This is a genomic window from Pseudomonas sp. CAN1 (genome assembly GCF_030462585.1).
Lineage (GTDB): Bacteria > Pseudomonadota > Gammaproteobacteria > Pseudomonadales > Pseudomonadaceae > Pseudomonas.
This window is the reverse complement of the sequence record NZ_JASMRU010000021.1, coordinates 1-13,787: the sequence shown is the minus strand read 5'-3', so window position 1 is coordinate 13,787 and position 13,787 is coordinate 1. Positions and strand designations below refer to the sequence as shown.

At 66.1% G+C, this 13,787-nt stretch carries 9 protein-coding genes; 1 reads left to right on the top strand and 8 read right to left on the bottom strand.

Annotation, left to right across the window (positions count from 1 at the left end):
• Positions 1 to 31 precede the first annotated feature (31 nt).
• Together QO207_RS22495 and QO207_RS22490 are read right to left on the bottom strand one after the other, a co-directional pair.
• Positions 32 to 1,402 carry a DUF1329 domain-containing protein gene (locus QO207_RS22495; RefSeq protein ID WP_301534512.1) on the bottom strand — a complete coding sequence of 457 codons (1,371 nt, stop codon included), beginning with the start codon at positions 1,400 to 1,402 and terminating at the stop codon, positions 32 to 34.
• A 16-nt stretch (positions 1,403 to 1,418) separates the two neighbouring features.
• Positions 1,419 to 3,314 (bottom strand): DUF1302 domain-containing protein, encoded by a 1,896-nt coding sequence (locus tag QO207_RS22490; RefSeq protein ID WP_301534511.1) that lies wholly within the window; start codon positions 3,312 to 3,314, stop codon positions 1,419 to 1,421.
• Positions 3,315 to 3,654: 340 nt separating this feature from the next.
• Here QO207_RS22490 and QO207_RS22485 point away from each other — a divergent pair, with 340 nt between their 5' ends.
• The gene (locus tag QO207_RS22485; protein WP_301534510.1) at positions 3,655 to 4,266 is read left to right on the top strand and encodes a hypothetical protein; all 612 of its coding nucleotides are present in this window, start codon (positions 3,655 to 3,657) and stop codon (positions 4,264 to 4,266) included.
• A 25-nt stretch (positions 4,267 to 4,291) separates the two neighbouring features.
• Here QO207_RS22485 and QO207_RS22480 read toward each other — a convergent pair whose 3' ends face one another.
• The 6 genes from QO207_RS22480 to QO207_RS22455 form a co-directional block, all read right to left on the bottom strand.
• On the bottom strand, positions 4,292 to 5,809 hold the full coding sequence (locus QO207_RS22480; protein ID WP_301534509.1) for a lytic transglycosylase F: 1,518 nt from the start codon (positions 5,807 to 5,809) through the stop codon (positions 4,292 to 4,294).
• Positions 5,810 to 5,901: 92 nt separating this feature from the next.
• Positions 5,902 to 8,412, bottom strand: coding sequence for a fused MFS/spermidine synthase (locus QO207_RS22475; protein ID WP_301534508.1), 2,511 nt, complete (start codon positions 8,410 to 8,412; stop codon positions 5,902 to 5,904).
• 124 nt (positions 8,413 to 8,536) lie between these two features.
• On the bottom strand, positions 8,537 to 10,111 hold the full coding sequence (locus QO207_RS22470) for an arylsulfatase (RefSeq protein ID WP_301534507.1): 1,575 nt from the start codon (positions 10,109 to 10,111) through the stop codon (positions 8,537 to 8,539).
• 111 nt (positions 10,112 to 10,222) lie between these two features.
• Positions 10,223 to 11,221 carry an HAD family phosphatase gene (locus tag QO207_RS22465; RefSeq protein ID WP_301534506.1) on the bottom strand — a complete coding sequence of 333 codons (999 nt, stop codon included), beginning with the start codon at positions 11,219 to 11,221 and terminating at the stop codon, positions 10,223 to 10,225.
• Positions 11,222 to 11,235: 14 nt separating this feature from the next.
• The gene (locus QO207_RS22460) at positions 11,236 to 12,558 is read right to left on the bottom strand and encodes a hypothetical protein (protein WP_301534505.1); all 1,323 of its coding nucleotides are present in this window, start codon (positions 12,556 to 12,558) and stop codon (positions 11,236 to 11,238) included.
• Positions 12,555 to 13,787: VWA domain-containing protein (locus QO207_RS22455; RefSeq protein ID WP_301534504.1), on the bottom strand; the 1,233-nt coding region annotated here is incomplete at its 5' end. The genes QO207_RS22455 and QO207_RS22460, both read right to left, overlap by 4 nt.

Below are 13,787 nucleotides of genomic sequence, written 5' to 3'. Positions count from 1 at the left end.
AACACGGAGTTGCTCGGTGAAACGGCTGAGGTCAGCGAACACCCGTCTGGCGCAATGCTGCCGGGGTGTAGTCCGCGGCAAGCGCCTTGGCGCCGAACACGATGCTCTGCCTCTCTTCGTTCTTCAGGCCCATGACCGAGTAGCGGCCGGAGATGACATCGTAGAGAGTCTCGGCGGTGTAGCCCGGCACTTTCTGGTTGTAATACTGCTGGGCATGGCCTTCGCCGACGCGCCAGAGCTGGCCACGACCGTCGTAGTGGTCGACCTCGGCCAGTTGCCAGGTGTCCTCGTCGAAGAACATGTGGCGCTTGGCGTAGATGTGCCGCTCACCGTCCCTGAGCGTGCCCACCACTTCCCACACCCGGTGCAGCTCGTAGCGGGTCAGGTCCTGGTTGATATGCCCCGGCTTGATGATGTCGTCGTACTTGAGCGACGGCGAATCGAGCTTGTAGCTGTTGTAGGGGATGTACAGTTCCTTCTTGCCGACCAGCTTCCAGTCGTAGCGATCCGGCGAGCCGTTGTACATGTCGTAGTTGTCGGAGGTGGCCAGGCCGTCGGCGGCGGTTGCCGGGCCGTCGTAGGCGACCTGCGGGGCACGCCGCACGCGGCGCTGCCCGGCGTTGTAGAGCCACGCCTGGCGCGGTTCCTTCACCTGATCGATGGTCTCGTGGACAAGCAGCACGTTGCCCGCCAGGCGCGCCGGCGCAGTCACCCGCTGGATGAAATAGAAGAGGATGTTGTCGCCCTTGGCCTTGTCGAAGTCCGGCAGGTTGGCGGGATAAGACACTTCGTCCTCGAAGTGCACCATCGAGAACGAGCCATCCACCTGCGGCTGTACGCGGGTGATGTAGCGATGGATGTTACCGCCGCGGTAACGGGTTTCGTGGTTCCACACCAGTTCCACGCCAGTCTTCGGAATCGGGAAGGCGTAGTAGTGGCTGTCGAAGTTCTGCAGGCCGTTTCCGCCGCCGACCAGCTCGGTGTGCTGGGCGCTGCTCTTGATCGCGGCGTAGATGTCGTCGGGCAGCGCCGCGGTGCGGTGCGTCGGGTACACCGGGATCCTGTAGCTGTCCGGATAGCGCTTGAACATCGCCATCTGGCCTTCGGTGAGCTTGTCCTTGTACTGCGCCGCGTTGGCCGCGGTGATGACGAACAGCGGCTTCTCGCTGGCGAACGGATCGGCCAGGAAGCCCTTGCCGTCCACCGCACCGGCATTCGTCGGCAGGCCGCCGGTCCAGGCCGGGATGCTGCCGTCGGCGTTACCGGCCTTCTCCGCACCCATGGGCGTGAGGGTTGCCCCCAGCTGCGCCACTTCGGCCGCCGGGGCGCCAGCCATGACGCTGCTGGCCAGCAGGGAGAGGGCCAGCACGCCGGATTTCAACAAGGTTTTCTGAGTCTGCATGGCAGGGTCCCCTGGGTTAGAAGTTCACGCCGAAACTGAGCGCGACGAAGTCCCTGTCGACCGACGTGTTGTAGTCGCCGCCAAAGAAGTCGGTGTAGGAAAGGCTGGTGGTGTAGGTGTTGGCGTAGTCCGCATCGATGCCGAAGCTGACCGCCTTGCTGCCTTCGTTGAACAGCCCGTTGGGGCCGTAGCCGTGGACGTCCTGCGACCAACTGATGTTCGGCCGCAGGTTGACCCCGGCGAAGACGCTGTTGTAGTCCCAGATCGCGCGGGCGCGGTAGCCCCAGGAGGTGGCGGTGACGTAGCCGTCATCGGTGCAGTTGCTGGTCAGGTTGGTGAAGTCGTTGTTGCCTACTGCGCCGGCGATGGTGGTTTGGTTCAGCGCGCGGCAGGTGTCGACCGAGCCGGTGGCCGGCAGCGGTCCCGGCCCGTAGACCGGATCGCGGCCGTAACGCGCATCACGGGTCGAGTCGAGCCCGCCGACATGCACCACGCCCACCTCGCCCACCAGGGTCAGGCGCTCGGCGCCCATGACCTGGTCGAAGAAGTGCGTCAGGGTGGTCTGGAACTGGGTGATCTCCTTGCGGCGGTAGCCGTGCAGGTCGCCACCCGGCGTGGCCTGGAGTACCGAGGCATTGCCGTAGGCCGCATAGGCCACCGGGTTGATCGCCGCCAGCGGGCCGACGCCGGAGAACAGCAGGTCGGTGGTGTTGAGCTGCACCGGGGCGTTGGGCCGGTAGCTGATCTCGCCGCTCCAGGCGGTGCCGGTGGGCAACGTGGTGGAGAAGCTCAGGCCGTACAGGTGGATGTCTTCCGGGTACTCCATGAAGTAGCTGGAGTTGCCCGCCACCACCAGCGGCGCGGCCGCGCCGGTGCGACCGGCCACGTTGTACAGCCCCTGCGAAGGGGCGGTCACGCTGAGGAACGGCGCGCGGCTGTGGTAGTTCATGAAGTACGCGCCGAACTCGGTGTTCAGCGGGTCGAACATGTAGCGCAGCGCCAGGCCCCACTGGCCGCCGTCACGGGCGTCACGGTCGGGACCACGGCGGACCAGGGTGCCCTCGCCGTTCTGGTCGATGTCCATGCTGGTGCCCGGCAGCGCGGCGTTGATGGCATTGCCGGCGGCCAGGTTGTTGGTGAGCAGGCGCAGGTTGTTGCTGCAGCCGTCGGCCACCACGTCCGCCTGGGAGAAGAAGGTGCCGCAGTTGTCGACGACCGTCTGGTCCCATTCCAGCTGGTAGAAGGCTTCCGCCGAGAGGCTGTCGGTCAGGCTCTGCGACACGTAGAACATGTTCACCGGGATCAGGCCTTCCTTGATCTCGGCGCCGGGACGGCGGAAGGCGGCAACGTCGAGCGGGTTGATCGAGTTGATGCTGTTGAGGATGAAGGTGCTCTCCCCCCAGCTCACCACCTGTTTGCCCAGGCGCACCGAGCCCGGCTGATCGGCGATGGTGTAGTTGTGGTAGACGAAGGCATCGAGCATCTGCGCACCGGCGGATTTCGCGCCCTCCTTGCGACCGCTGTCATCGATGTCCTTGAACGGCCGGCTCTCGTCCTTGAGCTCGAAGTCGTACCAGTACTTGCCGCGCAGGAACACGCCGGTGTCTTCGTACTTCAGTTCGAGGTCGTGGATACCCTTGAAGATCTTCGAGAAGGTCTTGCCCTTCTTGAAGTTCAGGTGGCCGTCGTCGGTGGTCTGCGACAGGCCCTTGCCGCCGTTGTTGACGCCGATGAGGTCCGGATCGCCACCGCGTAGCGCCCAGCTGGCCCCCACGGACAGGGACGAGTCGAAGGTGCCCTCGATCTCGCCGATATTGAACGTGACGGCCTGGGCCTGTGCGGCACAGCCCAGTGCAACGGCAAGCGCCAGGGCATTCGGGGCGAATCCGGCGCGCGCTCTTGTTGTTGTCATGCGGCTTTCCCGTGGTTGGTGTTGGCCCGGGAAAACTAATCAGTACGAGAGAGCGGCGTAAGCGACGAAGTAGCGATTCAGAAACTCATACTTAGGTATGAGTGCGCCGTGAGTTACCCGAAAGAAACACGCGTTGCCGGATAGGGCTGCGAGGAAAGCTCGGCAAAGACCCTCACCCGAGTTCTCGGCTGATGCAGGCACTGTCGTGAAATGCTCATGGCCTGGGCTGATGGGCGGGCAGATCCGCCGGGTGCCGGCCCCACACACGTCTAAGCTCTAGCGACAGACAGGGCCTGGGGCGATCCCATGGAGTCGGGCCGCAAAGTCAAGGAGACTGCGCATGTTCCGCTTCATCAAGACCACCATCGCCGGCGGGCTGCTGTTCATCCTCCCGCTCGTGCTGCTGTTCATCCTCATCGAAAAGGCCATCCACCTGCTCAGCGGCCCCTTGCAGAAGGTGCTGCCGATCTTCGAAGGCTTCTCCATCGCGGGGGCCACCTCCGTTACGGTGGCAGCCGTCTTCCTGCTGCTGCTCTTCTGCTTCCTGGCGGGCCTGCTGGCCAGGACCGCCGTGGCATCACGAGCTCTGCAGGCGCTGGAAGACAAACTGCTCGGCAACCTGCCCGGCTACCAGTTGCTCAAGGACGCAACCGCCCGCTTCACCGGCATGGAGAATATCGAAGGGGCCAGGGTGGTGATGGTCATCCAGGAGAGCGGCTACCGCTTTGGCCTGTCGCTGGAGGCCCGCGGGGATTGGCTGCTGGTCTACATGCCTGACGGCGGCCCGGCAGGCGGCACCGCCGGAGAGGTGCAGACATTGACTGCGGATGCCGTGGTCATGACCGACATCCCCTGGCTGTCCCTGCTGGCCTGCCTGCGTCGGGGTGGGCGTGGCGCCCTGGAGCTTGCAGCTCCCTATCTTGACGGTAAGCTCCTGCCCGAGCGCGAGTGAGACCTTCCCGGCGGCACCGAATCATTCAGCGGGTCGTCGCCTGCACTTCACCCTGCACGTCCTTCTGGGTGCGCCCGCTCTTGCCCTGCGCCAGTTTGTAAGCCACGTAGTACTTGTAGATGTTGCCCACGTAGTCGACCGTCTCGCGGCCGACGATGCGGGCAGCGGCATGCTCGACGTTGCCGAACCAGATGTTCGGGTCCAGCTGTGACTTCTCCGCCAGACGGCGGAATTTCATCAGGTTGCCCGGCCCGGCGTTGTAGGCGGCGAAGGTCATGAGCGTGCGGTTGAGCGGTGTCAGTGCCGGGTCGTCCAGGTACTTGTCCGACAGCAGGCGCATGTACTTGGCCGCTGCCTCGACGTTCTTGTCGGTGCTCTTGTCGATACCGACGATCCCGACCGACTTGTCCGCGGCCGTGGCCGGCAGCAACTGCATCACCCCGACCGCTCCCCGCGCGCTGCGGGCCTTCTGATTGAGCTGTGATTCCTGATAGCCCTGGGCCAACAGCATCAGGTAGTCGAAGGAATAGGTGCCGGCGTGCTTCTTGAATACGCCGACCATCTGCTGGAAGTTCTTCATGTCCTCTTCCGAGGTCGCATCCAGCAGCGGCTTGCTGGTCTTCACGTATTTGTTGCGCAGCGAGTTGCCGAAGGTGGTACCGACCTTGTGGGTCTTCACGAAGCCGGCCAGTTCGTCCTTCAGCTTCGGGCTGTCCTTGCGGATGGCCCAGGCGAACTCGGAGCCCTCGTGCAGGACGATGTCCTCATGGATCTGCATGTCCTTGTAGAGCTTGCTCCAGGCCTTGGCCAGGTAGAGGTCGACGACGATGGTGTTGATCAGCTTGCTGTTGACCATCTCCAGCAGGTCTTCCGACTCCAGGTTCTCGTCGGCGAGGACGATATCGACCGGCGCCAGCCCCTTGTCCTTGAAGGTGCGATTAAGCTCGACCAGGTGCTCGTAATAGCTGCTCGACTGACGAACCATCACCTGCTGGCCCGACAAGTCCTCAAGGGAGCTCAGCGGCTTGCTGCCCGGCGCACTGACCACGACCTCGTTGATGGTGCTGGCGAATGGCGCGGCGAAATCCACGCTCTGCAAGCGCCCCTCGGTGATGGTCAGCCCGCCCGCGGCGATATCGCCAACGCCTGCATTGAGCTTGGGCATCAGCTCGTTGCGGGCAACCGGTATGAACATCACCCGCCACTGCAGGGACTTGCGCTCATACGGATGGCGTTTGTTGAGCCAGACCTCCAGGGCCTTGCCCAACTCGTAGCTGATGCCTTGCTCACGGCCGCGGTCGACCACGAAGAAAGTACGACTGTAGGGCACCAGAATTCGCACCAGCCGACGTTTCTGCATGCCGTCCAGATCGCCTTTCCAGGCCTCGGGAACGGGCAGCACCATGGCATCGACTTCAGCCTGCTCCTTGGCCGACAAACTGGCATCCGGCAGTTTGGCCTCGGCTGCCCGGGCTCCCGCGCACAACGACAGCAGCAACACCACAGACACCGACAGGGTGCTGACGAGGCCTCTGATCTGCATGATGATTCACCTGCTGTGGAGACACGTCTGACTTACAGGAACCCGCTGGGCACCGCGCCGCAGTGAAGCAATCTGTGACCGCCGGCGCAGGCTCAGGGCCCGCCGAGGAACCAGCGGTAATAGGGGTTATCCCCGTCGTCCAGAGCGACCTGGCGCGCGTCTCGCGCCCAGGCCTGGCGGTCGCCGCGATAGGCATGCAGGCTCAGGTCGTAGAAACGCCGCAGTCGCAGCCAGTAATCATTGACCGAGGCCTGCACCGGAGGCAGCGCGTTCTCCAGCGGCGGCGCGGAACGCAGCGCTAGCAGCGTCGGCAGCACGCGGGCGATCTCCTTCGAGCGGACCCAGGGCGCGTACTCGATGCGCGGCTGGTCGTCGGTCACCGGCAGCGCGTCACCGGCATATTTCTCCAGCCCGGCGCGGTCGGTAACCCAGGTGGCGAGCAGGGCTTCGACCGAGTCGACGCCCACCTCACCCAGGGCAGCGGCGACTTCCGGTTGCTCGAAGCGCTTGCGGATGCTCGTCACATCCAGGTGCAGCGGCTGCAGCGAGCCCACCAGCAGCATCTCGTGGAACTCGGTGGTCCACAGCGTAGCGTAGGGGAAAACGTCGATGAAGCTGCGCACCAGCGAGCGGCTTTCCTCGTCGTTCTGGGTTGGCAGCGGCAGCCACTGGGCGACGACACCGCCCTCCTCCAACCGGGAGGCGGCGAGCTGGTAGAAGTCGCGGGAATACAGGTTGACCACGCCAGCCGCCGAGGGCGGCGGCGGTTCCAGGGTGATCATGTCGTAGCGCTCGTCGCTGCGCAGCAGCTCGCGGCGACCATCGCGCAGGCGGATGTCCAGGCGCGGGTCGTGGATGGCGTCGAAGTTGCCCTTGAAGCTCGGCGCCGCAGCCAGCACTTCGGGCAGCAGCTCGGCCACCACCGGGTGTTGCAGGTCGCGGTAGCGCAGCATGGCGCCGGCGGTGATGCCGGTGCCGAAGCCGATCACCAGCGCCGAGCGCGGCTCGCCGTTGTGGATCAGCAGCGGCAGCAACGCCTGCAGGCGCATGTAGCGCAGCGAAGGCATGGCGTCGCCGGTATTGGAGACGCCCTGGATGTACAGCCGGCTGAAGCGGTTGTCGCCCCTGCCCTGCTCGATCACCGCCACCGTACCGCCGCGGCCTTCGGCATAGAAACCGATCCGCCCGTTGCGCGCGCCCGGCATCAGCTCGGCCAGGTGCTGCGGCGGCGTCAGCGCGCCGATGCCCACGGTCAGCAGCGCCACGGCGACCACGGCGAAACGCAGCACCCGGCCCACGCCTTCCCCGCGCCAGACCGCGAGCAGACCGACCACTGCGGCCAGCGCCCCGAGTACAGCCAACGTACGCACCAGCCCCAGGCCCGGCACCAATACGAAGCCGGTGAGCATCACCCCGACAATGCCGCCCAGGGTATTGAGCGCCACCACCACACCGACATCGCGGCCCACATGCTGGCGATCCACCGACAGCCGCAAGGCAATCGGGAAAGCCGCGCCGAGCAGGGTCGTCGGCAGGAACACCACGCACAGCGCCGCCACCGCGAAACGTGCGCACATGCCCGTCAGCTCGCTGCCGCCGGCTTGCAGCACCAGCCATTCGGCGCGGGTCTGCAGGCCGATCAGCCAGGTGCCGAGGCCGGCGATCTGCGCAATCGCCAGCAGCCCGGCGGCGGCGATGAGCAGGCCGAACAGGCCCCAGGGGTCGCGGAGGCGATCAGCGCGCCGGGCATACAGGGCGCTACCCAGCACCAGCCCGCAAAGGTAGGTGGCCAGCACCACGGCAAAGGCGAAGGTGCGGGTGCTCATGAACTGGACGATGGACTGGGTCCAGACCACCTCGTAACCCAGCGCCACGCCACCGGCGATGCAGTACAAGGCAATCGCCAGGCGTGCGCCACGGCTGCGCGGTTCGGCGGCTTGCGCTGCCGGAGCGGCAGGCGCGGCGCTCTCGCGGCGGATCAGCAACGCACCGGCCGCAGCGATCAGGTTGAATGCGGCGGCGGCAATGGCACTGCCCTGCACGCCCAGCAGGGGCAGCAGCACGAAGGCAGCGACCAGCGTGCCGGCAATGGCGCCCGCGGTATTGGCGGCATAAAGGCCGCCGCCGGCGCGGCCCATCTGGCCATCAGCGGGCTCCAGGGCGCGCACCAGCACCGGCAGCGTACCGCCCATGAAGAAGGCCGGCACGCCCACCAGCACGAAGGGCAATGCCCAGGCCAGGGCGCCGAAAGCCTCGTCGAGAAACGCGAAGGTGCCGGCGGCATTGGCCAGCGCCACGGTGCTGGCGACACCCAGCAGCGCCACCAGCAATTCCAGCCCGGCATACAGCCGCAGCGGGCGCTGCAGGCGGTCCGCCAGACGACCGAAGGCCAGCCCACCCAGGGCCAACCCGGCGAAGAAGGCGCTGATCGCCGTGGTGACGGCATACACCTCCACCCCCACCACCAGCGATAGCTGCTTGACCCACAGCACCTGGAACACCAGGGCCGAGCCCCCCGAAGCGAACAGCAACAACGCTGGCAGCCACAGGGCCAGCGCAGGTTGCGGGCGTGCCTGCGAGGAGGCAGCGCGGGGGCTGTTCATGGGCGAGGAACTGACCGCTGTGGGCATCGAATCGACCTTGTCAGAACGTGAGAACCCCGCGATGGCCGAGCCATCGCGGGGACTGGATGGGGCGCGTGAAGCCCGGCGCCCCGCTTGCCGATCACTACTTGGCGCCCTGCTTCATCTTCGCTTCGATCTTCGCGTCCACTTCCTTGCGCACCGACTCGATGCTGAAGCTCGCCGGTTTCTGGCTCGGCGGATAATCGACGAAGGTCTGCAGGAAGGCGGCCGCCTTGCGCTCGCCCTGGAACAGCAGGTAGTCGTTCTTCGTCAGCCAGTCGTAGTACTGGTCGGAGACCGTGTCAGCCCGCTCGTATGGGTCCATGCGCAGGTTGAACAGTTTCGGCACCCGCAGGCAGGTGAACGGTTCGCTCCACACCTTGAAGCCGCCCGGCGCGCGTTGCTCGCAGAACACCAGCTTCCAGTCGCCGAAGCGCATGCCCACCAGGTCGCCGTCATCGCTGAAGTAGTAGAACTCGTTGCGGGCGCTCTTGTCGGCCTTGCCGGTCAGGTAGTCGAGCTGGTTGTAGCCGTCCAGGTGCACCTTGAAGCTCTTGCCGCCGACATCCGCGCCCTTGAGCAGGCGTTCCTTGATGTCGGTGTCACCCACGGCGGCGAGCAGGGTCGGGAACCAGTCCAGGCCGGAGAACATCTGCGTGGAGACAGTGCCCGGCTTCACATGGTTCGGCCAGCGGATGATCGCCGGCACCCGGTAGGCGCCCTCCCAGTTGGAGTTCTTCTCGTTGCGGAACGGGGTGGTCGCCGCATCCGGCCACGACCACTGGTTCGGCCCGTTATCGGTGGTGTAGATGACGATGGTGTTGTCGGTGATCTTCAGATCATCCACCGCCTTGAGCAGTTTGCCGACGTCGCCGTCGTGCTCGATCATGCCGTCGGCGTACTCGTTGCCGAGCATGCCGCTCTGCCCTTGCATGGCCTCACGCACGTGGGTGAAGGCGTGCATGCGCGTGGTGTTCATCCAGACGAAGAACGGCTTGTCCGCCTTCACCTGCTTGTCCATGAAGTTGATCGCGGCCTGGGTGGTGTCGTCGTCGATGGTCTCCATGCGCTTCTTGGTCAGCGGGCCGGTGTCCTCGATCTTGCCGTCGGCGGTGGCCTTCAGCACACCACGGGGAGAGGCGGCCTTGACGAAGTCCTGGTCATCCTTGGGCCAGTAGGGGCGTTCCGGCTCTTCCTCGGCGTTGAGGTGATACAGGTTGCCGAAGAACTCGTCGAAGCCGTGCTTGGTCGGCAAGTACTCGTCCTTGTCGCCCAGGTGGTTCTTGCCGAACTGGCCGGTGGCATAGCCGTGGGCCTTGAGTGCCTGGGCGATGGTCACGTCGCGGTCCTGCAGGCCCACCGGCACGCCGGGCATGCCGACCTTGGACAGGCCGGTACGCAGCGCCGCCTGGCCGGTGATGAAGGTCGAGCGGCCGGCGGTGCAGCTGTTCTCCGCGTAGTAGTCGGTGAACATCATGCCTTCCTTGGCGATGCGGTCGATGTTCGGCGTCTGGTAGCCGACCACGCCGAAAGCGTAGGCGCTGATGTTGGTCTGGCCGATATCGTCGCCGAATATCACCAGGATGTTCGGCTTGTCCGCCGCGCTGGCGATTGAACACCCCACTATCGCTGTCGCCGCGAGGGCGAACTGCGATATCCATCTTCCCGTGCGCTTCATTGGTGTCTCTCCATTCCAGTTACTGGTCGTTTTGCCACGACTGCGTTCACTGGAGATGCCGACTGCCCGACTGGAAATCCCCGTGTCCCTGCGGTGTTGCCTGTTGGCTTGCTATTGGTCGAACGGATAGATCCGCTTCCACTCCCTGGCCATGTCCACTACCACCCATCCCTTGCTTCCTGCGATATCGAGCGCCTTGTCCAGGCGCCCCACCTTGCTCTGCCGGTCATAGGCCCACTCGCGCTTTTCATCGGTGTGGTGCACCAGGCCGGCAAAGCGCAGGCCCTGGCCGGCGACGGTCCACTGCAGCATCTGCAGGTCGCCGTCGGAGTTGCCGAAGGCCAGGATCGGCCGGCGGCCGATGATGCTGTCGATGCTCTCCGGCTTGCCGGGGCCATCGTCGTTGTGCACCAGCTTGGGCAGGCGCTGGATCGACAACTGGCCGTTGCGGTCCTCGAAGCGGCTGCCCAGGGTGGTGCCGATCACCTGTTCGGGCGGGATGCCGTAGACCTCCTCGGCGAAGGCACGCATGAAGGCCACTTCGCCGCCGGAAACGATGTAGGTCTTGAAGCCGTTGGCGCGCAGGTAACCCAGCAACTCCAGCATCGGCTGGAACACCATCTCGGTGTAGGGCTTTTGACTGCGCGGGTGGCGCGCGCGGGCCAGCCAGCGGCGGGCGTTGGCGATGAATTCGTCGGTGCTGACGCCCGAATGGGTGACGGCGACAATCCGCAGGATGCCGTCCATGCCGCTGGCCGCCAGGGCTTTCTGGTCCCCTTCGAGCACCGCCTTGAACGGCTGCATGTCCTTCCACTCGGGGTGCTGCGGCGCCTGCCGCTTCACCTCGTCGAGGGCGAACAGCACCTGGAAGTACATCGGCTGCTCGCTCCACAGCGTGCCGTCGTTGTCGAACACGGCGATGCGCTCGGCCGGCGGCACGAAGTCCTTGCCGCCCTCCTTCGTCACCGCCTCGACGAAGGCGACTATGGCTTGCCGCGACGGCCCGTCGTTCCAGGACGGCAGCTCGTCTGCCGCCTGGGCCAGCATGGGCAGGCCGATGAGCAGCAGGAGCATCCAGCGGAACATCGGTCGAGTATGGTTCGAATGCATGTCACATCCCTGGATCACGGATTCAGTGGTTTGAGGGCATGGGCCGGCGGGCGGGTCGGCTCGCTCCGGCCCAGCTCACGGTGCAGCGCCGGCAGCGCCCGGAGCAGCTGCGCGGACGGGTCTCCCGACGAAGCCTGCGCTCGCCCGTAGCGCGCCTTGAGAAACGCTAGCAAAGGTTTGCCGGCTTGGACGGCCGTACTGGAAATAGCCGTACTCATTTCGCGACAACCTGATGTCCGGCGAAGCCACAGGTACAGCGCGCCCACTTGCGGCGGCTGGCTCTTGAGCTGACGGTGCACCTGGCGCCAGGCGTACCGCGGGGATTCCTGCCAGGCCTGGCGCCAGCGCTGCAAGGCGCCTTGCACCGCAACACGTATTGCATGGCCCCAGGCATGCACGGCGTAACCGAGGCCTGCCAGCACCAGCAGCGCGGCTGCCAGCGCCAGCCAGTGGCCGGCGATGCGCACCTGGGCCTTGCGCCCCAGTTCGCGCAGATCGTCGCTGATGGAGAACGGCGCCTGGTACGCCGCAGCAGCCTGGGCCGAGAGTTTCAGAGCGGGAATGACAGCCGAACGCTGCTCGCCGCTATCGGCCGCCCACCAGCGCAGCTCGATGGCCGGGAGCTGGAAGTCGCCGGCGCGGTCGATCACGTAGCTCACCGCGTCGATCCGCTCGCCGCCGAGTACACCGCCACGCCCATCGCTCAGCGGCTGCACGGTCGGCGCCTGCACATAGCGCCGCAGCCCGTCCACGTCGACGAATGCAGGCGCGGGGATCAGCATGGCCTGGGCGCCCTCGGCGCGGACATGCACCCTGCGCGTCACGCTATCGCCCACCCGCAGCGGCTCGTGGGAGGCCACGAGTTCCTGGCTGATGCTTACCGCGCTCGCCACCAGGCGCTGACCGGCGCCTTCGACCGCGCCGGCAGGCTGGCGAGCGGTGAAATACAGCGCCTGGCTGCGCACCTGCAGCGGGCCGCTGCCCTGCCCCGGCTGCACCTGGATGTCCAGCGCGGGAATGTCGAAGCGGCGGGCCTCCTGGGCGGTGATCCGGTAGTGGTAGCGCAGGCCGAAGAAGGTCTTGCCGTCGATCTTCTCGGTGAGGTGCGTAGCCTCGCTGTTCGGCTCGGAGACCAGCGCGCCCGCCAGCTTCAGCGCCGGCAACTGAGGCGGCTGGCTGAACCAGGTGTCCACCAGCAGGTCGACCTGCAGGTCCAGTGTGCCGTCGATCATCACGCTGTCACCCGGCAACAGCTGGGTGCGCACCTTCACCTCGGGTTCGGCGGCCAGCCCGAGCAGCGGCAGGCACAGCAGCAGGAGCAGCAATGCGCGCTTCATGATCCGGCTCCCGCTGCGGCATCCTGCAGGTTGAACTTGCGACGCAGGAACTGCGCCGGCGAGGTGCTGAGATTGTTCAGCCACTGCTCGTCCGACTGCCTTTCGGCGCCCTGGCGCTGCACGTCGTGGCCCTTGCCGGCGGTATTGTCGAAGACCTCCTGGTCGGGCTTGTCGCCGGGTGGGCCGGCTTCCTGCTGGTCCTCGCGATCCTTCTCCAGCGCCTGGGCCAGCGCCAGGTTCGCCGTCGCCTCGGGGAAATCCTTCTGGCGCGCCAACGCCTGCTGATAAGCGCCGATGGCCTCAGCGAATTTCGACAGGCGCACATAGGTGTTGCCCAGGTAGAAATACGCCTGCGCCGAGTCCAGCCGGGCGAAGCTGGCCAGGGCCAGCGGGTAGTCCGCTGCGTGATAGGCGGCCACGCCCTTCCAGAACGGATCGCGGAAGTGCGCCGCGGCCTGCGGATAATGTTCGTGTTCGAAGGCCCAGCGCCCCTGCTGATCGGCGGTGAAGAAGGCATCGGCGAGCGCGCCGGCACGCGCCGGCTGCGGCGCGCCGCTCAAGCCGACGGCCAGCAGCAGCGCGCTGAGCCAGTGCACCTTCCAGCCCTTGCGCAGGCTCAGCAGCGCGAGCAGCAGCAAGGGCCAGCACAGCCAGTAGCCGGCATCCTTCCAGTGCAGTTGCTGCTCGTCGCCCTGGGCGGCCTGGAAGTGCTGCTGGGCATGCAGCTCGATCCAGTCCAGGTCATCGTCGTTCAGGGTCAGGCTGCCCAGCGGCGCGTCGGCAGCGTTCGCCAGCCCCTTCAAGCCCTGGGCATCGAAGCTGGCGAGCAGCGGGCGGCCGGCGGAGTCCTGCTGGCTACCGGCGAGCAAACCGCCGTCCTGGCTGCCGACCGCCAGCACCAGCACCTGCAGATCGCTGCCACTCAATGCCTTGTCGATGGCGTCGAACTGCTGCGGGTCGGCGCCATCGCTGAGCAACACCAGGGTGCCCGGCGCCTGCTCGGCGGCCAGCAGGCGCTTGGCGATCTCGATGGCGCCCAGCGCATCCTTGCCGCTGCGCTGGATCAGCCCCGGCGCCAGCGCCTGGAGGAAGCTGTCGAGCAAGGCGGCATCCTGGGTGGCCGGCAACACCAGGTGCGCGCTGCCGGCATAGGCGATCAGCGCCGTGGGGCTGCCCGCCCGCCGCGCGATGAGGTCGTGCAGCTTGTGCCGGGCGGCCTCGATGCGTGA

Coding starts and splice junctions, on each gene's coding strand:
- QO207_RS22475 (WP_301534508.1), bottom strand. CDS start 8,412: ATGAACAGCCCCCGCGCTGCCTCCTCGCAGGCACGCCCGCAACCTGCG.
- QO207_RS22470 (WP_301534507.1), bottom strand. CDS start 10,111: ATGAAGCGCACGGGAAGATGGATATCGCAGTTCGCCCTCGCGGCGACA.
- QO207_RS22465 (WP_301534506.1), bottom strand. CDS start 11,221: ATGCATTCGAACCATACTCGACCGATGTTCCGCTGGATGCTCCTGCTG.
- QO207_RS22460 (WP_301534505.1), bottom strand. CDS start 12,558: ATGAAGCGCGCATTGCTGCTCCTGCTGCTGTGCCTGCCGCTGCTCGGG.
- QO207_RS22480 (WP_301534509.1), bottom strand. CDS start 5,809: ATGCAGATCAGAGGCCTCGTCAGCACCCTGTCGGTGTCTGTGGTGTTG.
- QO207_RS22495 (WP_301534512.1), bottom strand. CDS start 1,402: ATGCAGACTCAGAAAACCTTGTTGAAATCCGGCGTGCTGGCCCTCTCC.
- QO207_RS22485 (WP_301534510.1), top strand. CDS start 3,655: ATGTTCCGCTTCATCAAGACCACCATCGCCGGCGGGCTGCTGTTCATC.
- QO207_RS22490 (WP_301534511.1), bottom strand. CDS start 3,314: ATGACAACAACAAGAGCGCGCGCCGGATTCGCCCCGAATGCCCTGGCG.